The sequence below is a fragment of the Streptomyces sp. NBC_00483 genome, assembly GCF_036013745.1.
GTDB lineage: Bacteria > Actinomycetota > Actinomycetes > Streptomycetales > Streptomycetaceae > Streptomyces.
Genome location: NZ_CP107880.1, coordinates 2802993 through 2825555 on the forward strand (window position 1 = coordinate 2802993; position 22563 = coordinate 2825555).

Annotated in this window: 18 protein-coding genes, 1 pseudogene and 1 riboswitch; of the genes and pseudogenes, 12 read left to right on the top strand and 7 right to left on the bottom strand. The window is 72.1% G+C overall.

From position 1 onward, the window contains the following. Positions 1–186: 186 nt before the first annotated feature. Entirely contained in the window at positions 187–1785 is a 1599-nt protein-coding gene (locus OHA73_RS12345; RefSeq protein ID WP_327655056.1) for an ABC-F family ATP-binding cassette domain-containing protein, read from the bottom strand. A 223-nt stretch (positions 1786–2008) separates the two neighbouring features. Here OHA73_RS12345 and ypfJ point away from each other — a divergent pair, with 223 nt between their 5' ends. Continuing rightward, a complete protein-coding gene (ypfJ, locus tag OHA73_RS12350) occupies positions 2009–2896 on the top strand; it encodes a KPN_02809 family neutral zinc metallopeptidase (protein ID WP_266725566.1) in 888 nt (295 codons plus the stop codon). 18 nt (positions 2897–2914) lie between these two features. Here ypfJ and OHA73_RS12355 read toward each other — a convergent pair whose 3' ends face one another. From OHA73_RS12355 to OHA73_RS12365, 3 genes are all read right to left on the bottom strand, one after another. After that, positions 2915–4357: a hypothetical protein gene (locus tag OHA73_RS12355; RefSeq protein ID WP_327655057.1), complete on the bottom strand. Its 1443-nt coding sequence runs from the start codon at positions 4355–4357 to the stop codon at positions 2915–2917. 57 nt (positions 4358–4414) lie between these two features. Then, a complete protein-coding gene (locus OHA73_RS12360) occupies positions 4415–5542 on the bottom strand; it encodes an alpha/beta hydrolase (RefSeq protein ID WP_327655058.1) in 1128 nt (375 codons plus the stop codon). 76 nt (positions 5543–5618) lie between these two features. Next, complete coding sequence (locus OHA73_RS12365) at positions 5619–6290, bottom strand: class II aldolase/adducin family protein (RefSeq protein WP_327655059.1); 672 nt, start codon at positions 6288–6290, stop codon at positions 5619–5621. Between the two features lie 200 nt (positions 6291–6490). Here OHA73_RS12365 and OHA73_RS12370 point away from each other — a divergent pair, with 200 nt between their 5' ends. From OHA73_RS12370 to OHA73_RS12405, 8 genes are all read left to right on the top strand, one after another. Further along, positions 6491–7240: a lysozyme gene (locus tag OHA73_RS12370; protein ID WP_327655060.1), complete on the top strand. Its 750-nt coding sequence runs from the start codon at positions 6491–6493 to the stop codon at positions 7238–7240. Positions 7241–7445: 205 nt separating this feature from the next. Beyond that, positions 7446–8720, top strand: coding sequence for an inorganic phosphate transporter (locus tag OHA73_RS12375; protein WP_266721053.1), 1275 nt, complete (start codon positions 7446–7448; stop codon positions 8718–8720). Between the two features lie 22 nt (positions 8721–8742). Beyond that, positions 8743–8964 carry a hypothetical protein gene (locus OHA73_RS12380; protein WP_266721051.1) on the top strand — a complete coding sequence of 74 codons (222 nt, stop codon included), beginning with the start codon at positions 8743–8745 and terminating at the stop codon, positions 8962–8964. A gap of 77 nt (positions 8965–9041) precedes the next feature. Further along, a riboswitch (cobalamin riboswitch) is annotated at positions 9042–9183 on the top strand. Between the two features lie 37 nt (positions 9184–9220). Beyond that, positions 9221–10201, top strand: coding sequence for a cobalamin biosynthesis protein (locus OHA73_RS12385; protein WP_327655061.1), 981 nt, complete (start codon positions 9221–9223; stop codon positions 10199–10201). Next, the gene (locus OHA73_RS12390) at positions 10198–11745 is read left to right on the top strand and encodes a cobyric acid synthase (RefSeq protein ID WP_327655062.1); all 1548 of its coding nucleotides are present in this window, start codon (positions 10198–10200) and stop codon (positions 11743–11745) included. The genes OHA73_RS12385 and OHA73_RS12390 overlap by 4 nt, the downstream gene beginning before the upstream one ends. Positions 11746–11868: 123 nt before the next feature. Then, positions 11869–13971 carry a putative cobaltochelatase gene (locus OHA73_RS12395; RefSeq protein ID WP_327655063.1) on the top strand — a complete coding sequence of 701 codons (2103 nt, stop codon included), beginning with the start codon at positions 11869–11871 and terminating at the stop codon, positions 13969–13971. Then, entirely contained in the window at positions 13972–14571 is a 600-nt protein-coding gene (cobO, locus tag OHA73_RS12400) for a cob(I)yrinic acid a,c-diamide adenosyltransferase (protein WP_267070894.1), read from the top strand. Further along, a complete protein-coding gene (locus OHA73_RS12405; protein WP_327655064.1) occupies positions 14565–15917 on the top strand; it encodes a cobyrinate a,c-diamide synthase in 1353 nt (450 codons plus the stop codon). Before cobO ends, OHA73_RS12405 begins: the two co-directional genes overlap by 7 nt. Before the next feature lie 5 nt (positions 15918–15922). Here OHA73_RS12405 and OHA73_RS12410 read toward each other — a convergent pair whose 3' ends face one another. Then, positions 15923–16657 (bottom strand): ZIP family metal transporter, encoded by a 735-nt coding sequence (locus OHA73_RS12410; protein WP_266721039.1) that lies wholly within the window; start codon positions 16655–16657, stop codon positions 15923–15925. Positions 16658–16702: 45 nt separating this feature from the next. Between OHA73_RS12410 and OHA73_RS12415 the strand changes: the two are divergent. Beyond that, positions 16703–17077, top strand: a pseudogene (locus OHA73_RS12415) (cobalamin biosynthesis protein); the annotation flags it as partial. 70 nt (positions 17078–17147) lie between these two features. Next, positions 17148–18608, top strand: a complete 1461-nt coding sequence (gene cobC / locus OHA73_RS12425; RefSeq protein ID WP_443063062.1) for an Rv2231c family pyridoxal phosphate-dependent protein CobC — start codon at positions 17148–17150, stop codon at positions 18606–18608. Positions 18609–18683: 75 nt separating this feature from the next. Here cobC and OHA73_RS12430 read toward each other — a convergent pair whose 3' ends face one another. Beyond that, positions 18684–19640 (bottom strand): SCO1860 family LAETG-anchored protein, encoded by a 957-nt coding sequence (locus tag OHA73_RS12430; RefSeq protein WP_266721037.1) that lies wholly within the window; start codon positions 19638–19640, stop codon positions 18684–18686. A gap of 303 nt (positions 19641–19943) precedes the next feature. Beyond that, the gene (locus OHA73_RS12435) at positions 19944–21038 is read right to left on the bottom strand and encodes an amidohydrolase family protein (protein WP_327655065.1); all 1095 of its coding nucleotides are present in this window, start codon (positions 21036–21038) and stop codon (positions 19944–19946) included. Between the two features lie 75 nt (positions 21039–21113). Here OHA73_RS12435 and OHA73_RS12440 point away from each other — a divergent pair, with 75 nt between their 5' ends. After that, complete coding sequence (locus OHA73_RS12440) at positions 21114–22214, top strand: pyridoxal-phosphate-dependent aminotransferase family protein (RefSeq protein ID WP_327655066.1); 1101 nt, start codon at positions 21114–21116, stop codon at positions 22212–22214. The last annotated feature ends 349 nt before the right edge of the window (positions 22215–22563 follow it).

Sequence of the window (22563 nt, forward strand, 5' to 3'; positions counted from 1 at the left end):
CATGCACGACGAGGCCCCGAATTCCGTGCACGACACACCTGGGTACGAGGAGATCTCACCCAGATGAAGGATCACGGATCGGCCGAATGATCCAGACGGAGTGGATCATTCAATGGATCAACCGGTGCCCACCGAGTGGATCACCCGGTGATCACCGAGTCGACCACCCGGTGATCACCGAGTTGATCATGCGAGGGCCACGAGATCCGCGTACGTCTGGCCCCACAGGTCCTCGATTCCGTCCGGAAGCAGAATGATCCGCTCCGGCTGGAGGGCCTCGACGGCGCCCTCGTCGTGCGTGACGAGGACGACGGCGCCCTTGTAGGTGCGCAGCGCGCCGAGGATCTCCTCGCGGCTGGCCGGGTCGAGGTTGTTCGTGGGCTCGTCGAGGAGCAGCACGTTCGCGGACGACACGACGAGCGTGGCGAGCGCGAGACGGGTCTTCTCGCCGCCGGACAGGACCCCGGCCGGCTTGTCGACGTCGTCACCGGAGAACAGGAACGAGCCGAGCGTCTTGCGGACCTGGATCAGGTCGAGGTCGGGGGCCGCGGAGCGCATGTTCTCCAGGACCGTGCGCTCCGGGTCGAGGGTCTCGTGCTCCTGCGCGTAGTAGCCGAGCTTGAGGCCGTGGCCCTCGATGACCTGCCCCGTGTCGGGCTTCTCCGCGCCGCCGAGGAGCTTGAGCAGGGTCGTCTTGCCCGCGCCGTTGAGGCCGAGGATGACGACGCGCGAGCCCTTGTCGATGGCCAGGTCGACGTCCGTGAAGATCTCCAGGGAGCCGTACGACTTCGACAGGCCCTCGGCCATGAGCGGCGTCTTGCCGCACGGCGAGGGCTCGGGGAAGCGCAGCTTGGCGACCTTGTCGGACTGGCGGACCTCTTCGAGGCCCGCGAGGAGCTTGTCGGCGCGCTTGGCCATGTTCTGCGCGGCGACGGTCTTGGTCGCCTTGGCGCGCATCTTGTCGGCCTGCGCGTTCAGCGTCGCGGCCTTCTTCTCGGCGTTCTGACGCTCGCGCTTGCGGCGCTTCTCGTCGTCCTCGCGCTGCTGCTGGTAGAGCTTCCAGCCCATGTTGTAGACGTCGATCTGGGAGCGGTTGGCGTCCAGGTAGAAGACCTTGTTGACGACCGTCTCCATGAGTTCGACGTCGTGGGAGATGACGATGAAGCCGCCGCTGTACGTCCTGAGGTAGTCGCGCAGCCAGACGATCGAGTCCGCGTCCAGGTGGTTCGTGGGCTCGTCGAGGAGCAGCGTGTCCGCGTCCGAGAAGAGGATGCGGGCCAGTTCGATACGGCGCCGCTGACCACCCGAGAGCGTGTGCAGGGGCTGGCCGAGCACACGGTCCGGGAGGTTCAGGGCGGCGGCGATGGTGGCGGCCTCGGCCTCGGCGGCGTATCCGCCCTTGGTGAGGAACTCCGTCTCCTGGCGCTCGTACTGCCGCAGCGCCTTGGCCTGCGTGGCGCCCGAGCCGTTCGCGATGCGCTGCTCGTTCTCGCGCATCTTGCGGATCAGGGTGTCCAGACCGCGGGCGGAGAGGATGCGGTCGCGGGCCAGCACGTCGAGGTCGCCGGTGCGCGGGTCCTGCGGGAGGTAGCCGACCTCGCCGGAGCGGCTGATGGTGCCGCCGGCCGGGATGCCCTCGCCGGCCAGGCACTTCGTGAGGGTCGTCTTGCCCGCTCCATTGCGGCCGACCAGGCCGATGCGGTCGCCCTTGGCGATACGGAAATTGGCGTTCTCGATGAGCATGCGCGCGCCCGCGCGCAGTTCGATGCCGGATGCGGTGATCAAGGGAGGTACTCCAGGACAGGATTAACGGCTGGTTGACAGGGCGGGGGGCCAATCAGCGCCGCTAATGCACCCAGAGAAGGAACGTCATACGAACCAGTTTACCGGTGACGTGCAAGCTCTTTTCCCAGGTGTGCGTGTCCCCCGTTCGGCCCTCGGATCCGACCTCTCTGACCAGGGACGTAACAGGATGAGGGGGTCGATGACCGGCGAGAAGGCGGTGCGCATGCAGTTCGACGACGACGCGCGTCTGGACACATCGGAGGTCCAGGACGTGCGCGGCAGCCGGCTTCCGGGCGGCAAGGCGGCCATGGGGGGCGGCTTCGCGGGTGTGATCGCGCTCGTCCTCGGGCTGCTCTTCGGCACGGACCAGTTCGGGCTCTCCGCCGAGGACACCAGTGCCCCTGTGGCGACGATGTCCAGCGAGGCGCAGGTCCAGGAGCAGTGCCGGACGGGCTCGGACGCGAACAGCAGGCAGGACTGCCGGACGGTCGCCGTGGTCAACAGCGTGCAGGACTTCTGGGGCGCGGAATTCGGGCGCAGGAACGCCACGTACACGCCCGCGTCGACGGTGTTCTTCACCAACCAGGTCGCCACCGCGTGCGGCTCGGCGACCTCGTCGGTCGGGCCGTTCTACTGCCCCGGCGACCGGCGGGTCTATCTCGACCTCGGCTTCTTCGACGAGCTGCGCACCAAGTTCGGTTCGAGCGGCGGGCCCTTCGCGCAGGCGTACGTCGTGGCGCACGAGTACGGGCACCACGTGCAGAACCTGATGGGCACGCTGACACGCGCCCAGGACGGGCGCACGGGCGAGAACAGCAACGCGGTGAAGGTCGAGCTGCAGGCGGACTGCTACGGCGGCGTGTGGGCGCGGCACGCGACGAAGACGCCCACCGAGTCCACCGGCCGGCCGCTGATCACGAGCCTCACCGACGCGGACATCCGCGACGGCCTGGACGCCGCCGCGGCGGTCGGCGACGACCGGATCCAGGAGCGGTACCAGGGGCAGGTGACGCCCGAGACGTGGACGCACGGCTCGGCCCAGCAGCGCCAGCAGTGGTTCTACCGGGGCTTCGAGAGCGGCGACATGGCCCAGTGCAACACCTTCCGGTGAGACCGGGCCGCTGACGTCCTACACGCCGCCGGTGTGCACCTGGAAGGCCGCCCTGCGGACCGCCTTCGCGAGGGCCGGGTCGGGGTGCGCGGCGGCGAGCGCGACGAGCACCTGCACCGTGCGCGGGTGCCCGACGGCGCGCACCTCCTCGATCAGCGCGGGCACGGTCGGCTGCACCGCGGCCTCCAAGTGCCGTACGAGGAGGAGGGCTTCGCCGTGGTCGGCGACGGCGGCGGCGGTGTCCACCCACAGCCAGGTCGCCTCCTCGCGGCTGAGCACCGTGTGCACGTCCTCGGGGTCGGCGCCCTCGTACTCGGCGAGCCACAGCAGGACGTAGGGCCGCAGGTGCGGGTCGTCGGCGGCGCGGCGGACCTCGGGCTCTGCGGGGGCGCCGACGACCCGCAGCGCCTCGAAGGCGAGGCCGCGCAGCAGGGCGTCCTCGCCGCGGGCGGCGTCGAGGAGGTCGGTGACGGCGGTGCCGATGTCGCGGGCGGCGAGCCAGGCCCGGTACTCGTCGCGTGCGGCCTTCGGGCGCAGCCGCGCGCAGCCGCGCAGCATGTCCTCGGCGGACACCTCGATGTTGCCCGCGGGCGACTGGGCTGCGACGCAGATCTGCTCCAGCTTGACCCACACCGCCCAGCTGCCCAGCGGGGTGAGGGTGGCGTGCCCGTCGTCGTACGTGAGCGCGCCCACGGCGGCGAGGCCGTGCAGGGACCAGTCGAGCAGCGGGCGGAGCGGGGTGTCCTGTGGGGGCGTCGGTTCCGAATCAGCAGGGGCGGCGCGCAGCGCCTCGTCCGAAGGGCGGTGGTGGGCGACGGGCGGGACGTAGGGGATCTCGCAGCGTTCCGTGCGCAGTTCCGTGACGCGCTGGTCGAGCAGGTCGAGGAGCTGGGCCGCGGCGACCCGGTCCGCCATCAGCTGAAGGAAGCTCAGCAGCTGCGGCATCGCCTCGACGACCTCGGCCACCGCGGCGGGGCCGACCTCCTCGGGCGCCGGGTGGACCAGCGACCAGGCGTCGAACAGGGCGACCCAGCCGCGCAGCACGGCGGTGTCGTCGCGGTCCCAGGCGCGCAGCCGCCAGCCGGGCCGGGCGCTGGCTCCGTGCACCTCGACGAGTCCGGCGAGGCGGGCCGTGTCCCAGTCCGCGCGGACCTGATCGACCGTCAGCCCGAGCTCTTCCGCGGCGCGCAGGGCGGTCACGTCGGAGAGAGTGCCCTTGCCGTCGCGGGCGGCCATGTTGTTGCCGGGGCCGATCCTGGTGTCCGCCCAGCGGGCCACGCGGACCGCCGCGGCGAGGTCGCGGCGCGCGGCGCGGGCGAGCTCCGCGGGCGGTGGGGTGCCCTCCGGTGGGCGGGGTGCGGGACGGCGTGCGGCGACCGGCCGCGGGGTCGGGGCGGCCAGGGGCTGGCGGCGCGGGCTGACGAGTCGGAGCCGGGAGTCGCGCGGGGTACGGGACGTCACGAAGGGCAGTCTCTCGGTTGACCCTGCCAATTCCCAAACGGGCGCCCTGTGGAGCCGCTACATCAACGGCGTCAGGAACCTTCTCAACGCCTCCTCATAGCCCTTCGCGTCCGCGTTCCACATCGCGTTGTGCGGGGCCTCGTCCACCTCGTGGAGGGTGACCAGGTCCGGGCGGTGGTCCGCGAGCCGGCGGGAGAGCGCCCACGGGGACACCTCGTCGCCGGGGCCGTGGATCAGGAGCGTGGGGACCTTGAGGGCGCGCGGGTCCGCGGCCTCCGAGAGGCGGTCGCCGCGCAGGCCGGTGCGGCCCTGGGCGGCGCGGACCGCGAGCGGGAGCAGCGGGCCCGGGGTGCGGCGGGCGCGGGCCAGGGCGCGCAGCGTCGCCTCCCAGCTGAGCACCGGCGAGTCCAGGACGAGGCCCTTGACGCGGTCGCGCAGCGCCGAGTGGGCCGCCGCGTGCAGGGCCATCGCGGCGCCCGTCGACCAGCCGAGCACGATGACGTCCCGGGCGCCGTAGCGCACGGCGTAGCGGATCGCCGCGTCCAGGTCGCGCCACTCCGTCTCGCCGAGGTGGCCGAGGCCGTCCGGGGAGCGGGGCGCGCCGAGGTCGCCGCGGTAGGCGAGGTCGAGCACAGGGAACTGGTGGTGGTGCAGGAACTCCATGAGGTTCATGGGGTGTTCGCGGGTGGTACCGAGGCCGTGCACGGTGATCACCCACGTGTCCCGGGTGCCGGGCACGAACCAGGCGGGCAGCGCGCCGAGTTCCCCGGGCACGTCGACGTCGGCGTGGTCCAGGCCGAGCGCGGCCTTGGGGTCACCGATGTGCACCTGGGGCGTGAGCCAGGCCTTGGCGCCGGGCTCCAGGGTGCCGTGGGTGACCCGCTCCAAGCGGCGTACGACGGTATCGGCGGAGGTCGTGGCCGATTCGACGACCGGACCGACCACCGCGTGGTAGCCGTCGCCCTGCAACCCGTACCTGCCGGGGCGCAGCGAGGCCAGGTCGCGGGTCAGGGTGACCTGGCCCGCGGCGGTGGCGTGCACGGTGAGTCGGGGTTCGGTGGGCAGCGGGCGGCCTGCGGGCGCCTTGAGCGCTGCGTCGCTGGCCAGACGGCCCGCGGCGATCGCGGCGGCCGAGGCCCCTAGGACGGCGGTGACGGCAGCGGCCGTCGCTTTGGCGGTGCGCACCCGTCCAGTGTCCTGGCCCGCGCCCGCCCCGGCCAGTGGGGCGACGGGTACGAGTGACACAAACAGCGCGGACCGGTCACCGCGCGCCCTGCTGTCCGTACCCGCTCAGCCGCTCCCCCACCTCGCGCAACTGCTCTCCGGTCAGCAGCGACGGGGTCAGGCCGGGGACGGAGTGGGCGGTGAGCCACAGGCGGCACATCCACTCAAGTTGGGCTGTGCGGTCGTAGGCAGCGGCGAGGGTGTCTCCGTATGTGAGGGCGCCGTGGTTCTGAAGTAGGCAACCCGTGCGCCCGGCGAGGGCGCGCAGCATGTTCTCGGCCAACTCCTGTGTTCCGTACGTGGCGTAGGGGGCGACCCGGACGGGGCCGCCGAGCGCCGCCGTCATGTAGTGCACGGGCGGGAGCTCGGCCACGAGCGTGGAGACCGCGGTGGCATGCACGGCGTGGGTGTGCACGACGGCGCGGGCGTCGGTGTGCCGGTAGACCGCGAGGTGCATGGGGAGCTCGCTGGTCGGCTTCAGGGTGCCGGCCCGCCGCTCGCCGTCGAGGCCGAAGGCGACGAGATCGTCCGGGCCGAGATCCTCGTACGGGACGCCGGTCGGCGTGACGAGGACCAGGTCGCCTTCGTCTCCGCGCACCCGTACCGAGACGTTGCCCGAGGTCCCGACGACCAGGCCGTCGGCCACCGTCCGACGGGCCGTCAGCACCAGTTCCTGCCATGCCTCGTCGAGTTCCTGAAGCTGTGTCATGGCGCGCATCCTGTCAGCCTCTTGGCGCGGCAGCCGGAGCGGATGGGCGTGGAGTCCGACCCTCCGGAATCCCCCATATGGGCATTGATCACTCTCTGGTGTTATCTGGCCGACCTTGGACGGGTAATTGATGATCTCTCGCTACTCTCTGGGAGTTCCCTGGGGATTTGTCATGTACGTCGTCACTTTCGGGGGTCACCATGGCTCGCAGCCGCACAGCGTCCTCGCGTCGCCGCCGCGCCGCCGCGCTCACGTCCGTCGCCGCACTGACCATCGGCGGCACCCTGCTCGCGGAGCTGCCGGCCCAGGGCGCGGACAAGCCGCGCGGGCACGACGTCTCGTCGCACCAGAAGAACGTGAACTGGCAGAAGGCGAAGAACAAGGGCGCCCGGTTCGTCTACGTCAAGGCGACCGAGTCCACGAACTACCGGAGCCCCTACTTCTCCCGGCAGTACAAGGGCGCCCGCAACGCGGGCATCGTCCGCGGCGCCTACCACTTCGCGCTGCCGCAGAAGTCCTCCGGCAAGGCACAGGCCTCGTACTTCGTACGCAACGGCGGGGCCTGGCGGCGCGACGGCTGGACGCTGCCGCCCGCGCTCGACATCGAGTACAACCCGTACGGCAAGGGCAAGCACCCCTGCTACGGGCTGCGGAAGTCGACGCTGGTGTCCTGGATCAGCTCCTTCAGCAACGAGATCGTCCGCAGCACCGGGCGCCGTCCGGTCATCTACACCAACGCGCGATGGTGGAAGCAGTGCACCGGCAACAGCCGGGCCTTCGCCGCCAACCACGCGTTGTGGCTCGCCCGGTACGACGAGCGCGCCGGCTCACTACCGGCAGGCTGGACCTACTGGACGTTCTGGCAGTACGCCGACAGCGGCCGGCTGCCGGGTGACCAGAATCTCTTCAACGGCTCGATGGCCCAGCTCAAGCGGTTCGCGAAGGGGTAGTCGAAAGGCCCGGCCGAAGGTCCCCGGAGCCCTTGGTTCCGGGGCCGTGGCGACCTCGAACCGGAACCGGCGGCGCCGCCTCGTGACAAGCCGAGCAGAGCCCCTCCGGATCGGGTCACCGGGGCGCCCGGCCCAGTTCATCTTCCGTTCACTCGGGCTCTTTACGTTCCAAAGAACCACTGACGTCCAACCGAAGCCTGGGTAAATGGAACACATCACGCTGCTCCTAGCGATCGTGATCGTTACCGCGCTGGTCTTTGATTTCACCAACGGTTTCCACGACACCGCCAACGCGATGGCGACGACCATCTCGACTGGCGCTCTCAAGCCGAAGACGGCGGTGGCCATGTCCGCCGTGCTGAACCTCGTCGGAGCGTTCCTCTCCGTCGAAGTCGCGAAGACGATCTCCGGCGGCATCATCAATGAGGACGGCCTCAAGACAGAGGTCATCTTCGCGGCGCTGGTAGGCGCCATCCTCTGGAATCTGCTGACCTGGCTGCTCGGCCTGCCGTCCAGCTCCTCGCACGCCCTGTTCGGTGGCCTCATCGGCGCCGCGGTCATGTCGATGGGCTGGTCCTCGGTCAACGGCGGCACGGTCGTCACCAAGGTGCTGCTGCCCGCGGTGGCCGCGCCGCTCGTCGCCGGCATCGCCTCGATGCTGGCCACCCGCCTCACGTACCGGATCAGCAAGAAGACCGACCAGAAGGCGACCGCCAAGGGCTACCGCGCCGGGCAGATCGCCTCCGCAGGTCTCGTCTCCCTCGCGCACGGCACGAACGACGCGCAGAAGACGATGGGCATCATCACCCTCGCCCTGATCACCGGCGGTGTGCTCGGGCACGACGCCGACCCGCCGCTGTGGGTCATCGTCTCGGCCGGTATGGCCATCGCGCTCGGCACCTATCTGGGCGGCTGGCGCATCATCCGCACCATGGGCAAGGGCCTCACCGAGCTCGCGCCGCAGCAGGGCTTCGCGGCGCAGACCAGTGCGGCGACCGCGATCCTCGCCTCCTCCCACCTGGGCTTCTCCCTCTCCACCACGCAGGTCTGTTCCGGCGGTGTGATGGGTGCGGGCCTCGGCCGCAAGGGCGGCGTCGTCCACTGGTCCACCGCCACCCGGATGTTCGTGGCGTGGGGTCTGACCCTGCCGGCCGCGGGCCTCGTGGGCGCGGGCGCCGAGTTCCTGACCAAGCAGGGCCCGTGGGGCATCGGCCTCACCGCCGCGCTGCTCGTGACCGGCTCGGCGATCATCTGGAAGCTGTCGCGCCGCAACTCCATCGACCACACCAACGTCACGGCGGACGAGCCGCACACCGCCCCCGCGCAGGAGGCCCCGGGTGTCGTGACGACCGCGATCGCCTCGGTCTCCCCGCCGCCGGTGGGCACGGTCGAGACGGTCGAGCCGGAGGCGAAAATACCCGCCCAGCCGAAGGCCGGTGCGGTGAGCGACCCCGCGCGCCCCGCCGGCGTCACGCTGTAGCGCAGAAGGAAGCAGGACAGGAATGAAGATCGACTGGGCGGCCCTCGGCTCCGTCTTCGGTGTCTCTCTCGTCATCACCGTGGCCCTCGTCGGCCTGTTCACCCTCGGCATCGTGGGCCTCTCCAAGCGGGAGTCGGCGGCGCGTGACGGTGGCTCGGCGGCGGTCGCGACGTCCGGGGCGTATGCCTGCTTCGCACTGTGCGCGGCGGCCGTGGCCTACGGGATCTATCTGATCGTGGCCTGATACGCAGTCATACGTGAGCGGGGTGCGGGACGCGACGTCCCGCACCCCGCTTGCGTGATCAACAGCAAGTTGACGTGCCAACTCGGAGCGTGGTGGACTTCCCCCGCCATATACGGCAGCAGTTGAGGAAGCCGGTGCGAATCCGGCGCGGTCCCGCCACTGTGAACCCCCTTCTTCAAAGGGGTGAGCCAGGAACTCTTGCTGCCGGTCTCGTCGAACCAGGGCGTGGACACCCTGAGTGAGGACACCTACCGCCATGCTCGCCCCGCGCGGCACTTGGCGGCACGAGCGCGTGTATGCGTGCGGTGCCGCCGCCGGAATCTTCACCGACCTTCTTCTCGGCGATCCGCGCCGTGGGCACCCCGTCGCCGGATTCGGACGCGCCGCCGCGGCCGTCGAGCGCGGGCTCTGGCGGGACCACCGTGGCGTGGGCGCCCTGCACACCGTGGTGTGTGCCGGTGGCGCCGCCGGTGTCGCGGCCCTCGCGTCCCGTCTCGTACGTCGCTCCCCCGTCGCCTCCGTCGCGTTGACGGCCGCAGCCACCTGGGCCGTCGTCGGCGGCACCTCGCTGGGCCGGGAGGCACGCGGCGTAGGGGCCGCCCTTGAGGCCGGGGACGTGGAGCGCGCGCGGGAGCTGCTGCCCCGACTGTGCGGCCGTGATCCGCAGGGGCTCGACGCCGACGGGATCGCCCGCGGCGTCGTCGAATCCGTCGCCGAGAACACCTCCGACGCCGTCGTGGGCGCGCTCGTGTGGGGCGCGCTCGGCGGGGTGCCGGGCCTGGTCGCCTTCCGCGCCGTGAACACGCTCGACGCGATGGTCGGGCACAAGTCCGTGAAGTACCGGCGGTTCGGCTGGGCCTCGGCCCGCCTCGACGACGTGGCCGGCTGGCCGGGGGCACGCCTCACCGGCGCCCTCGCGGTCCTCGCCGGTGGCCGCCCCCGGCAGGCGCTGGACGCGTGGCGGGCTGACGCGCGGCGCCACCCCAGTCCGAACGCCGGCGTCGTCGAGTCCTCCTTCGCGGGGGCGCTCGGGGTGCGGCTCGGCGGGACCTTGGCGTACGGCGGCCGGGTCGAGCACCGGCCGGTGCTGAACGCGCCGGGGCGCGCGGTCGAGGTGCGTGATGTGGATCGGGCCGTGCGCTTGTCGCGGCGGGTGTCTCTGTTGGCGTTGGGAGTCTGTGTGGGTGCGCGAGTCTTTGTGGGTGCGCGACGGATACGAGCGCGGGGGCGGCGATGACGGGCGGAGGGCTGCTCGTCGCGGGGACCACCTCCGACGCGGGCAAGAGTGTCGTCACCGCCGGGATCTGCCGGTGGCTGGCGCGCCAGGGCGTGAAGGTCGCGCCGTTCAAGGGGCAGAACATGTCCCTGAACTCGTTCGTGACCAGGGAGGGCGCCGAGATCGGCCGGGCGCAGGCCATGCAGGCTCAGGCCGCGCGGGCCGAGCCGAGCGCGCTGATGAATCCGGTGCTGCTCAAGCCCGGCAGTGACCGCAGCAGCCAGGTCGTGCTCATGGGGAAGCCTGTGGGCGAGCTGAGTGCGCGCGGGTTCTTCGGGGGGTCTGGGGGGTCGTCCCCCGGGGAAAGGCTGCACGGGGGGCGGCAGGCGGCGCTGCTCGACACCGTGGTGGGGTGCCTGGAGGAGCTGCGGGCCACCCATGACGCCGTGATCTGTGAGGGCGCCGGGTCGCCCGCCGAGATCAATCTGCGGCGGACCGACATCGTGAACATGGGGCTTGCGCGGGCGGCGCGGCTGCCGGTGCTTGTCGTGGGGGACATCGACCGGGGCGGGGTGTTCGCGTCCTTCTTCGGGACGACTGCGCTGCTGGCGCCTGAGGACCAGGAGCTCCTTGCCGGGTATCTGGTGAACAAGTTCCGGGGTGACGTGAGCCTGCTGGAGCCGGGGCTCGACATGCTCAAGTCCCTTACGGGGCGCGACACTTACGGCGTGCTTCCGTTCCAGCACGGGCTCGGGATCGACGAGGAGGACGGGCTCCGGGTGTCCCTGCGGGGGGCCGTACGGGAGTCGGTCGTGGCGCCGCCCGTGGGCGAGGACGTGCTGCGGGTCGCCGTGTGTGCGGTGCCGCTGATGTCGAACTTCACCGATGTGGACGCGCTGGCCGCCGAGCCCGGTGTCGTCGTGCGGTTCGTGGACCGGGCCGAGGAGCTCGTCGACGCGGATCTGGTCGTGGTGCCGGGGACGCGGGGGACGGTGCGGGCGCTGGAGTGGTTGCGCGAGCGCGGGCTTGCGGACGCGCTTGCGCGGCGGGCCGCCGAGGGGCGTCCGGTGCTCGGTATTTGCGGTGGGTTCCAGGTGCTCGGCGAAACGATCGAGGACGAGGTCGAGTCGCGGGCCGGCGTCGTGGACGGGCTCGGGCTGCTTCCCGTACGGGTGCGGTTCGAGGCCGAGAAGACGCTTGCGCGGCCGGTCGGGGAGGCGCTCGGGGAGTACGTCGAGGGGTACGAGATCCATCACGGGGTCGCCGATGTGCGGGGCGGCGAGGTGTTCTTGGACGGGTGCCGGGTTGGTTCCGTGTGGGGGACGCATTGGCACGGGTCGCTTGAGGCGGACGGGTTTCGGCGGGCGTTCCTTCGGGAGGTCGCGGCGGGGGCCGGTCGACGGTTCGTTCCGGCGGCGGATACGTCGTTCGAGGCGTTGCGGGAGGAGCAGCTTGATCGGCTCGGGGGTCTGATTGAGCGGCATGCCGATACGGATGCGTTGTGGCGGTTGATCGAGGGGGGTGCGCCTGGGGGGTTGCCGTTTGTGCCGCCCGGGGCGCCGTGATGGGAGTCGCCCCCGCCGCCCCTTCCCGTCCCGTCCCCGGGGGCTGCGCCCCCGGACCCCCGAACAGATTGCGCAGTTCCCCGCGCCCCTAGATACGTCCCACTCGCTGGAGGTTGTTGGCTGATGCCTACCCCCTTTCCGTTCACCGCTGTCGTCGGGCAGGACGATCTGCGGCTTGCTCTGTTGTTGAATGCTGTGTCGCCTGCCGTGGGTGGTGTGCTCGTGCGTGGGGAGAAGGGGACTGCCAAGTCCACCGCCGTGCGGGCGCTCTCCGCGTTGATGCCGGATGTCGATGTCGTCGCCGGATGTCGGTTCTCGTGTGATCCGGCGGGGCCGGATCCGCAGTGCCCGGACGGGCCGCACGCCGAGACTCCTGGTACCCAACGCGGCGCGCGCATGGTCGAGTTGCCCGTCGGGGCATCCGAGGACCGGCTCGTGGGCGCGCTCGACATCGAGCGGGCGCTCTCCGAGGGCGTGAAGGCCTTCGAGCCGGGGCTCCTTGCCGACGCCCATCGCGGGATTCTGTATGTGGATGAAGTGAATCTGCTGCATGACCACTTGGTCGACCTGCTGCTTGATGCTGCTGCCATGGGTGCCTCCTACGTAGAGCGTGAGGGTGTCTCCGTGCGGCATGCCGCGCGTTTTCTGCTCGTTGGGACGATGAATCCCGAAGAGGGCGAGCTGCGGCCGCAGTTGCTCGACCGGTTCGGGCTGACCGTGGAGGTCGCGGCTTCGCGTGAGCCGGAGCAGCGGGTGGAGGTCGTCAAGCGGCGGCTCGCCTACGACGACCACCCGGAGGAGTTCGCCGGGCGGTGGGCCGAGGACGAGGCCGAAGTACGGGCCAAGATCGTCGCCGCGCGTGAGCTGCTCCCCCAAGTACGGCTCGGTGACCGGGCGTTGACGCAGATCGCGGCGACGTGCGCGGCCTTCGAGGTGGACGGCATGCGCGCCGACATCGTGATGGCGCGCACCGCCACCGCGCTCGCCGCCTGGGCGGGGCGCACCGACGTGCTGGCGGAGGACGTGCGGCAGGCCGCGCTGCTCGCGCTCCCGCACCGCAGGCGCCGGAACCCCTTTGACGCGCCGGGTCTTGACGAGGACAAGCTCGACGAGACCCTGGACGAGTTCGCACCCGAGGACGAGCCCGAAGGGAACTCCGAGGGCGACGGGGACGGGGACGACGATCCCGACGGGGGGCCCGACGGTGGCGGCCCCGGTGGTGGCGTGCCGCCGCAGGACGGGCCGCACGACGCCCCGCAGGAGACCAAGGACCCGCAGGACACGCAGAACCCGCAGGACGACGCTCCGGCCGGTGACGACCGGGAGGACTCCCCCGAGGAGCCCGCCGCCGCCCCCGCGTCCGGCGGCGGAGCCCCCGAGGAGAAGCCCGTGGCGGCCGGCGAGCCCTTTCGTACGAAGATGCTGAGCGTTCCCGGCCTCGGCGAGGGAGCCTCGGGGCGGCGGTCCCGGGCGCGTACCGAGCACGGCCGCACCACAGGGGCGACGCGGCCCCGCGGCGCCCTGACGAAGCTGCACCTGGCGGCGACCGTGCAGGCCGCGGCCCCGCACCAGCGGGCGCGCGGCCGTTCGGGCCGGGGGCTCGTCGTACGCCGCGACGACCTGCGGCAGGCGACCCGCGAGGGGCGCGAGGGAAACCTCGTCCTGTTCGTGGTCGACGCCTCGGGGTCGATGGCGGCGCGGCAGCGGATGACCGCCGTGAAGGGCGCCGTCCTGTCGCTGCTGCTCGACGCGTACCAGCGGCGGGACAAGGTGGGACTCGTGACCTTCCGGAAGTCGGCGGCCGAGGTCGCCCTACCGCCCACGTCGAGCGTGGACGCGGCGGCGAGCCGCCTCGAGTCGCTGCCGACCGGCGGGCGCACCCCGCTGGCGGCCGGACTCCTCAAGGCGCACGAGGTGCTGCGCGTGGAGCGGCTGCGGGATCCGGCGCGGCGGCCGCTGATGGTCGTCGTGACCGACGGGCGGGCGACCGGCGGCCCCGAGCCCGTGCAGCTGGCGGGCCGCGCGGCCGGGCTGCACGCCGCCGAGGGGACGGCGAGCGTCGTCGTCGACTGCGAGACCGGCATGGTGCGGCTCGGGCTCGCCACCGAACTCGCGGGTCGGCTGGGCGGCACCGCCGTCACGCTGGACGAGCTGCGGGCGGACTCGATCGCCGGGCTCGTGAAGGACGTCACTGGAACGCAGAACACCATCAGGAGGGCCGCTTAAATGCCGCAGGGACAGCCGAGTGTCGTACCGAACGACGGGCTGACGACACGTCAGCGTCGCAACCGCCCGCTGGTGTTCGTGCACACCGGCATCGGCAAGGGCAAGTCGACGGCCGCGTTCGGGCTCGCGCTGCGCGCCTGGAACCAGGGCTGGCCGATCGGGGTGTTCCAGTTCGTCAAGTCGGCGAAGTGGAAGGTCGGCGAGGAGAACGCGCTCAAGACGCTCGGCGCGAGCGGCGAGGGCGGCACCGTGGCCTGGCACAAGATGGGCGAGGGCTGGTCGTGGGTGCAGCGCGACGATCAGGCCGACAACGAGGAGAAGGCGCGCGAGGGCTGGGAGCAGGTCAAGCGGGACCTGGCCGCCGAGACGTACAAGCTGTACGTGCTCGACGAGTTCGCCTACCCGATGCACTGGGGCTGGATCGACGTGGACGACGTCATCGAGACGCTGCGGAACCGCCCCGGGCAGCAGCATGTCGTCATCACCGGCCGCAACGCCCCTGAGAAGCTGGTCGAGTTCGCGGATCTCGTCACCGACATGTCGAAGGTGAAGCACCCGATGGACGAGGGCCAGAAGGGCCAGCGGGGCATCGAGTGGTAGTCGACGTTCCCCGCCTGGTGGTCGCCGCGCCCGCCTCCGGCACCGGCAAGACGACCGTGGCGACGGGCCTGATGGCGGCGTTCGCCGAGCGCGGGCTCGCCGTGTCGCCGCACAAGGTGGGGCCCGACTACATCGACCCCGGCTATCACGCGCTCGCGACCGGGCGTCCCGGGCGGAACCTCGACGCGTACATGTGCGGGCCCGAGCTCGTCGCCCCGCTGTTCGCGCACGGCTCGGCGGGGTGCGAACTCGCCGTCGTGGAAGGCGTGATGGGCCTGTTCGACGGTGCGTCGGGAGAGGGCGAGCTGGCCTCGACGGCGCACGTCGCGAAGCTGCTCAAGGCCCCCGTCGTGCTCGTCGTCGACGCCTCCTCGCAGTCGCGGTCGGTGGCGGCGCTCGTGCACGGCTTCGCCTCCTTCGACCCCGAGGTGCGCCTCGCGGGCGTCATCCTCAACAAGGTCGGCTCCGACCGCCACGAGGAGCTGCTGCGCGAGGCCATGGAGGAGGTCGGCGTCCCGATGTTCGGGTCCCTGCGCCGCACCCCCCAAGTAGCCACGCCGTCACGCCACTTGGGCCTGGTCCCGGTGGCCGAGCGCAGCACGGAGGCGGTGGACTCGGTCCGGGCGTCGGCGACGATGGTGCGGGAGGGGTGCGACCTGGAGGGGTTGCTGGCACTGGCCCGTACGGCGCCACCGCTGGAGACGGAGGCGTGGAGCCCTCCGGAGGTCGCCGCGACGCCGGACAGGCCCGTCGTGGCGGTGGCAGGAGGCGCAGCCTTCACCTTCTCGTACACCGAACACACGGAACTCCTCCGCGCGGCCGGCGCCGACGTCGTCACGTTCGACCCGCTGCACGACGAGGCCCTCCCGGAGGACACCGCGGCGATCGTCATCGGTGGCGGCTTCCCCGAGGTCTACGCCCCCGAGCTCTCCGCCAACGAACAGCTCCGCAAGGCCGTGGCCGAGCTGGCCCGCGGCGGCGCCCCCGTGATCGCCGAGTGCGCGGGCCTGCTCTACCTCTCCCGCTCGCTCGACGGCCGGCCGATGTGCGGGGTGCTCGACGCGGACGCGAAGATGTCCGGCCGGCTGACCCTCGGCTACCGGGACGCCGTGGCCCTGTCCGACAGTCCGCTCACCCCGGCAGGGGCCCGGCTGCGCGGCCACGAGTTCCACCGGACCGTCCTCGAGCCGGGCGCGGGGCCCACGCCCGCCTGGGGCATGCGGCTGCCGACGCCGCGCGTCGAGGGCTTCGCACAGGGCGGCGTGCACGCCAGCTATCTGCACACGCACTGGGCGGCGCTGCCGGACATCGCGCACCGTCTGGTCCAGTGGAGCGGCGCACGGTGAACGGGTCACCCCGCGAGCCCCACCACGAGCCAGATGAAGGCCGCGCCCGCGACGGTGCACAGCAGCGTCGAGCGGGCCGGGTGCTCGTGGTGGGCCTCGGGAAGGATCTCGGCGGCGGCCAGGTAGAGCAGCACGCCGCCGAAGAAGCCGAGATAGCCGCCGAGCAATTGCTCCGGAATGGTGAACAGGAGCGTGGACGCGGCGCCCACGACCGGCGCCGCGGCGTCCGCGAACAGCATGATCAACGCCTTGCGGCGGGCGTTCCCGTAGAGCCGGGTGATCGTGTACGTGTTGAAGCCGTCGGCGAAGTCGTGGGCGATCACGGCGAGCGCCACGGCGGTGCCCATGCCGCCGCCGATCTGGAAGGCGGCGCCGATCGCCATGCCGTCCATCAGGCTGTGCCCGACCATCGCGGACGCCGCTGTGATCCCCACCTCGGGGGCCCGGCCGCCCGACGCCCCTTCCTCCGCCCCGTGGGCGGCCTGGCGGCGGGCCAGCAGGTGCTCCATGATGTGCGCCCCGAGGAATCCGGCCACGAACAGCAGCAGCGCCGCCGGCACCCCGAACACCTCGCCGCCCGCCGCTTCCAGTGCCTCGGGCAGCAGGTCGAGGCCGACCACGCCGAGCATCAGGCCACCGGCGAGGCCGAGCACCAGGTGGCGCCGGTCGGTGACCCGCTGCGCGGTCCAGCCGCCGACCAAAGTCATCAAGAAGGCGCTCAGCGCCACGATCACGGCCATGGCCCCTTGCTAACCCATCCGGGGGCCTCCGCGCACATCCTGCGGGGCGTGGTCGTCGGTGTCGGGGCCCGGTCCGGCGCCCCGGCGGACGAAGTTCTCGGGCTCGTCCGGGCCGCGCTGGCCGAGGCGGGCGCGACGGATGTCCTGGCGCTCGCGACGGTCGACGCCAAGGGCCGGGAGCCCGGCATCGTCGCGGCGGCAGAGGCGCTGGGCGTGCCCCTGGAGACGTACGACGCCGAGCGGCTCGCCGCCGTTCCCGTGCCGCACCCGTCCGCGCGGGCCCGCGACGCGGTGGGCACCCCGTCGGTCGCCGAGGCCGCCGCGCTCGTACGGGGCGGTGAACTGCTCGTCCCGAAGCGGACGTCGGCCGGGGCGGGCGGGGGTCCGGGCCGGGTGACGTGTGCGGTGGCGCGGCCGGGGTAGGGACCGGCCCTGCTTCTCCCTCCTCCTGGATTCCCCCTCTCGACCTCCCCGCAAGGAGCCCGTCCCCATGCACACCCCTCCCCCGGCCCTGCTCGCCGCCCTGGAGCAACGGCTCGACGACGTTCTGGGCGGCGGCCCCCGCACACCGCGCGACCGGGCCGATGTGACCGTGCTGCTCGTCGGGGCCGGCTCGGCCGACTCCGCGGCCAACGCCGAACTCGCTGCCGCCGCACGGCTGTTGTGGGAGGGCAGCGGCTACGCGGGCGTGGAGCCGGCGTATGTGTCGGCGGCGCCGGACGTGCCCGCGGGGCTCGACCGGTGTGCGGCGCTCGGCGCGCGGCGGGTCGTCGTGCTGCCCTACGGAGCCCTGCCCGCGCAGCGGCTCCACGCGCAGGCCGTGGGGTGGGCCGCGGCGCATCCGGAGGTGGACGTGCGCTGCGCGGCCGCCCCGGACGTGGCGGACCCGGTCGGCGGACCCGATCTGCGGCACCACGGGGACGCGGAAGTCCGCGACGACGGCGAGAAGTTGACGGATCTCGCGGTGAACGTGCGCACGGGCACGCCGCCGTCCTGGCTGCGGGAGCACATCGCCGGGTCCCTGGAAGGGCTCGCGGCGTATCCCGACGGGCGGGCCGCGCGGGCCGCGGTGGCGGCGCACCACGGGGTGCCGGTGGAGCGGGTGCTGCTCACGGCCGGGGCGGCGGAGGCGTTCGTGCTGCTCGCGCGGGCGCTGCGGGTGCGCAGGCCCGTGGTCGTACACCCTCAATTCACCGAGCCCGAGGCGGCGTTGGAGGATGCCGGGCACGCGGTGGGGCGGGTGCTGCTGCGGGAGGAGGACGGGTTCCGGCTCGATCCGGCGCTCGTGCCGCACGACGCGGATCTGGTGGTCGTCGGCAACCCCACGAACCCGACCTCGGTGCTGCACCCGGCGGACGCGCTGACCCGGCTGGCGCGCCCCGGGCGGTTCCTGGTGGTCGACGAGGCGTTCATGGACGCCGTGCCGGGCGAGCGCGAGTCCCTGGCGGGGCGGACGGACGTGCCGGGGCTCGTGGTGCTGCGGAGCCTGACGAAGACGTGGGGCCTTGCCGGGCTGCGGGTCGGGTATGTGGTGGCGGAGCCGGAGGTGGTGGCGGCTCTTGAGCGGGCGCAGCCGTTGTGGCCGGTGTCCTCGCCCGCGCTCGTCGCCGCGCAGGCGTGCGTGTCCGCCCGCGGGGTGGCGGAGGCGGCGGACGCGGCGGTTGCCGTCGCGGCGGACCGGGAGTATCTGGTGGGCCTGCTGCGGGGGTTGGCGTCGTACGGGGTGTCGGTGGCCGGGCCCGCGGAGGGCCCGTTCGTCCTGGTGCGGATCCCGGGCGCGGGTTCCGTGCGGGAGCGGTTGCGGGGTATCGGTTTCGCGGTGCGTCGCGGCGACACCTTCCCGGGCCTCGGCCCGGACTGGGTCCGCCTCGCGGTCCGGGACCGCGGCACCTGCGACAGTTTCGTCGCCGCGTTGGCCGGGGTTCTGCATTCAAGCCCCTGCGGCGATTGAGCAGCGGGGTCCGGGGCGGAGCCCCGAAAACCCCGGCGCCGCAGGGGCTGAAAGTGCCGCAGGCGGCCCGAACAGTTACGCCCGGCTACGGCCCCGGCGGGCCATCGCCACCGCTCCACCGCCGGCGGCAAGCAGCACGATCGCGCCGCCCGCGATGTACGGAGTCATCTCGTTGCCACCCGTCTCCGCGAGGTCCTGCTTGTCGGCCGCCGGCTGCGCCTGCGTCTTCTGGACCGGGGTGTCGGCCTTCTCACCCTGAGGCTCCGGCTTCGGCTTGGGCGCCGGCGCCTCCGCCGCCTTCGGCGTCTCGCACGTGGCCTCCGCGAGCGTGACCTCGCCGTCGACCTCCGCCACGTTGAGGTTCAACGGGTTGACGTGCACCTTGAGTTGGAGGGCGGATGCCGCCGCCGTGGTGTCCGTCGTGGACCGGTTGGAGAGGCCGAGCGTCACCTCGCCGACCCCCGGGACCTTGATGGACGTCGTGCCGCCGGTCGACAGCGTGATCTTCTTGCCGAGGACGGTGACGCCGCCCAGCAGGTTCGACTCGGCGACCGGCTTCTCGCCCGCCACGCACGTCGCCTTGGACGTCACCTGGCCGACCTCGATCAGGGAGAGCAGCGGAAGGCCCGGGACGTGGACCTTGGCGTGGGCGAGCTCCGTGAAGCCCTCCGCCGTGTCGCCCTCGACCGTGGCCTTCGTCCGCGCCACGTCGGCGCGCAGCACGCTGAACGGCTGTCCGCCGTCGACCCCGTCCAGCTGGGCGGTCAGCGCGGTCTGGTCAGCGCTCTTGGGCGCCTGCACCTCGTTCAGCGAGACCTTGAGCGGGACGTTCACGGTCTTGTTGAGGAGGGATACGTCGAGTCCTGTGCGGAGCACGACCGCGCCGGCCTTGCCGCCGCTGTGCTCGGTGGCCGCGGCCGGGCCCGCGGTCGCGAGCACGGTGGGGCCGAGGGCGAGCGCGGTGACGGCGGCGGTCGCGGCGACGCGACGGGCGGGCGTGCGCAGGACGGTGGTCAGGGTGGAGCTGGGCATGCTGGTGGGACCCCCATAGAGAGCTGAACCGGGACAGCGCCGGGACGGGACGGTCCCGACTGGTCATCGTTGAGGGAATCTTTACGCACTGAGAGTGAACGGTCAGCAACGAGGCGTGAGTTCACCCCAACGGGGCGTTTCCGCGCACGTCTTCGAATCTTCGGGCTCGCGCGTTCCCATCCGCCCCACCGCTGTCGCCCACAGGTCGCTCGTACTGTCGATGCGCCGCTCGTACGCGGGTTGACCGCGCGGGCGCCGCCAAGTGGTGTGCAACGAGCCCCGGGGCGCGGGAGTAACGCTGCGTCAACCCACCACGTTGCCCCGCAGCACGATCCTGCGCGGCGCCGCCAACACCCGTACGTCCTCGCGCGGATCGGACCCGTAGACCACGAGGTCCGCGGGCGCGCCCTCCTCCAGGCCGGGGCGGCCCAGCCAGGAGCGCGCGCCCCACGCCGTCGCCGAGAGCGCCTCGACGGGCGGGATGCCGGCCCGCACCAGCTCCTCGACCTCGCCCGCAACCAGGCCGTGCGCGAGGGAGCCGCCCGCGTCCGTGCCGACGTAGACCGGGATCCCGGCGTCGTAGGCATTGCGGACGGTGTCGTAGCGGCGGTCGTACAGGCGGCGCATGTGGGCCGACCAGTCGGGGAACTTGCTCTCGCCGCCCGCCGCGAGCTGCGGGAACGTGGCGATGTTCACGAGGGTCGGGACGATCGCCACGCCGCGCTCCGCGAAGAGCGGGATGGTGTCGTCGGTCAGGCCCGTGGCGTGCTCGATGCAGTCGATGCCCGCCTCGACGAGATCGCGCAGCGAGTCCTCCGCGAAGCAGTGGGCCGTGACGCGGGCGCCCAGGCGGTGCGCCTCGGCGATCGCCGCCTCGACCGCGTCACGCGGCCAGCAGGCGCCGAGGTCGCCCGTCCCCCGGTCGATCCAGTCGCCGACGAGCTTGACCCAGCCGTCGCCACGCCGCGCCTCCTGGGCGACGTACGCGACGAGCTCATCGGGCTCGATCTCGTGCGCGAAATTGCGAATGTAACGACGTGTGCGGGCGATGTGGCGGCCGGCGCGGATGATGCGCGGCAGATCCTCGCGGTCGTCGACCCAGCGGGTGTCGGAGGGTGAGCCCGCGTCGCGCAGCAGCAGCGTGCCGTGGTCGCGGTCGGTCAGGGCCTGCTTCTCGGCGGTCTCGGCGTCGACGGGGCCGTGCGTGCCGAGCCCGACGTGGCAGTGCGCGTCGACCAGGCCCGGCAGCGCCCAGCCCTCGACCGTGGTGACGTCGGGGCCCGCCGTCACGGGCCGGTCGTATGCGATCCGGCCGTCCACCACCCACAGTTCGTCGCGTACGTCGTCGGGCCCGACGAGGACCCGTCCCTTCACGTGCAGTACCCCGCCAATACTCATGCGCGCAGCCTATGAGGCGGTGGGTACGCTCGACACCGGCACCCGTACGAACCCGTGAGCGAAGAGAGCACCACCGTGACGCATCCGTTTCTCGACCTGGCCCCGTTGAGCGCCGAGCATTTCGCCTCCATCGAGGACCGCGTGGCCCGGCTGATGGACACCTCGCAGAACGTCGTGATCATGCAGGGTGAGGCTCTGCTTCCGCTGGAGGGCGCGATCCGTGCCGCCGCGGGCCCCGGCACGGTGGCGCTGAACGTGATCACCGGCCCGTACGGACAGACCTTCGGCGACTGGCTGCGCGACTGCGGCGCCACCGTGCACGACCTGGCGGTGCCCTTCCACACGGCCGTCACCGCCGAGCAGGTCGGGCAGGCGCTCGCCGAGCACCCCGAGATCGACTTCGTGTCCCTGGTGCACGCGGAGGCCGCGACCGGCAACACCAACCCGGTCGCCGAGATCGGTGAAGTGGTGCGGGCGCACGGTGCGTTGTTCTACCTGGACGCGGTGGCGTCGATCGCCGCCGAGCCGGTGCTCCCGGACGCGTGGGGCGTGGACCTGTGCGTGATCGGCGCGCAGAAGGCGATGGGCGGTCCGGCCGGTGTCTCGGCCGTGTCGGTGAGCGCGCGGGCCTGGGAGCGGATGGCCGCCAACCCGAACGCGCCGCGCCACTCCTACCTCTCGCTCCTCGACTGGAAGCAGCGGTGGGTGGACGGCGGCCGCAAGGCGCTGCTGCACGCGCCGGCGCAGCTGGAGATGCTCGCCCTGGAGGCGTGCGTGGAGCGCATCGAGGGCGAGGGCCTGGACGCCCTGATGGCGCGGCACGCCTCGGCCGCCGCCGCCACCCGCGCCGGAACGCTCGCACTGGGCGGTGGACTTGAGCCATACGTCCACGAAGCCCGGGACGCCGCCCCTGTCGCCACTACACTGCGCGCTCCGGCCGGTACGGACGCCCGTGAGCTGGTGGCGAAGGCGCTGGCCGTGGACCCGGTCCTGCCACTGGTCGCGGGTGGTGGCGCGCTCGCCCAGGAGATGATCCGGGTCAACCACTACGGTCCGCAGGCGACCCGTGGCGTCGTGCAGTCCTCGCTCGCCGCGCTCGGCGGGGCGCTCGCGGAGGCCGGGTTCGAGGTCGATCTGGAAGGGGCGCGAAAGGCGGTCGCGGCCGCCTGGGAATAAGCGCCCCGGCGCGCGAACCCGCGCACTCACCACTAGGCGTCGCCCTTTTCGGGGCGGCGCCTTTGTTTTTATCCAGGAATTGTTCAGACAGAATTGTCCCGCGTTTTATCAGAGTCATCCGGCGAGGCTTCCTGTTCTGCTTCTGCCCGCTTTCCCGCACCGTAAACACTCAGGTTTCGTCAACGGGAACCGACGTAATTCGGACTCGTCTCGTAGCGATTACGACGCTGTGACGTACTCCACACGAATTTAGATACGCCCGTTTTGTCCGGCTCAAACCGGGACATATCGCCGCGATTTCGTGCGCGCGCCCACCTGCGCGCGATAACACAGAAGCCCTCGTTACGTA

What these genes read in the sequence shown, in the direction of transcription:
- ypfJ (WP_266725566.1), top strand. Translation starts at nt 2,009, where the DNA reads ATGCAGTTCGACGACGACGCGCGTCTGGACACATCGGAGGTCCAGGAC.
- OHA73_RS12365 (WP_327655059.1), bottom strand. Translation starts at nt 6,290, where the DNA reads ATGACACAGCTTCAGGAACTCGACGAGGCATGGCAGGAACTGGTGCTG.
- OHA73_RS12370 (WP_327655060.1), top strand. Translation starts at nt 6,491, where the DNA reads ATGGCTCGCAGCCGCACAGCGTCCTCGCGTCGCCGCCGCGCCGCCGCG.
- OHA73_RS12375 (WP_266721053.1), top strand. Translation starts at nt 7,446, where the DNA reads ATGGAACACATCACGCTGCTCCTAGCGATCGTGATCGTTACCGCGCTG.
- OHA73_RS12380 (WP_266721051.1), top strand. Translation starts at nt 8,743, where the DNA reads ATGAAGATCGACTGGGCGGCCCTCGGCTCCGTCTTCGGTGTCTCTCTC.
- OHA73_RS12385 (WP_327655061.1), top strand. Translation starts at nt 9,221, where the DNA reads ATGCTCGCCCCGCGCGGCACTTGGCGGCACGAGCGCGTGTATGCGTGC.
- OHA73_RS12390 (WP_327655062.1), top strand. Translation starts at nt 10,198, where the DNA reads ATGACGGGCGGAGGGCTGCTCGTCGCGGGGACCACCTCCGACGCGGGC.
- OHA73_RS12395 (WP_327655063.1), top strand. Translation starts at nt 11,869, where the DNA reads ATGCCTACCCCCTTTCCGTTCACCGCTGTCGTCGGGCAGGACGATCTG.
- cobO (WP_267070894.1), top strand. Translation starts at nt 13,972, where the DNA reads ATGCCGCAGGGACAGCCGAGTGTCGTACCGAACGACGGGCTGACGACA.
- OHA73_RS12410 (WP_266721039.1), bottom strand. Translation starts at nt 16,657, where the DNA reads ATGGCCGTGATCGTGGCGCTGAGCGCCTTCTTGATGACTTTGGTCGGC.
- cobC (WP_443063062.1), top strand. Translation starts at nt 17,148, where the DNA reads ATGCACACCCCTCCCCCGGCCCTGCTCGCCGCCCTGGAGCAACGGCTC.
- OHA73_RS12430 (WP_266721037.1), bottom strand. Translation starts at nt 19,640, where the DNA reads ATGCCCAGCTCCACCCTGACCACCGTCCTGCGCACGCCCGCCCGTCGC.
- OHA73_RS12435 (WP_327655065.1), bottom strand. Translation starts at nt 21,038, where the DNA reads ATGAGTATTGGCGGGGTACTGCACGTGAAGGGACGGGTCCTCGTCGGG.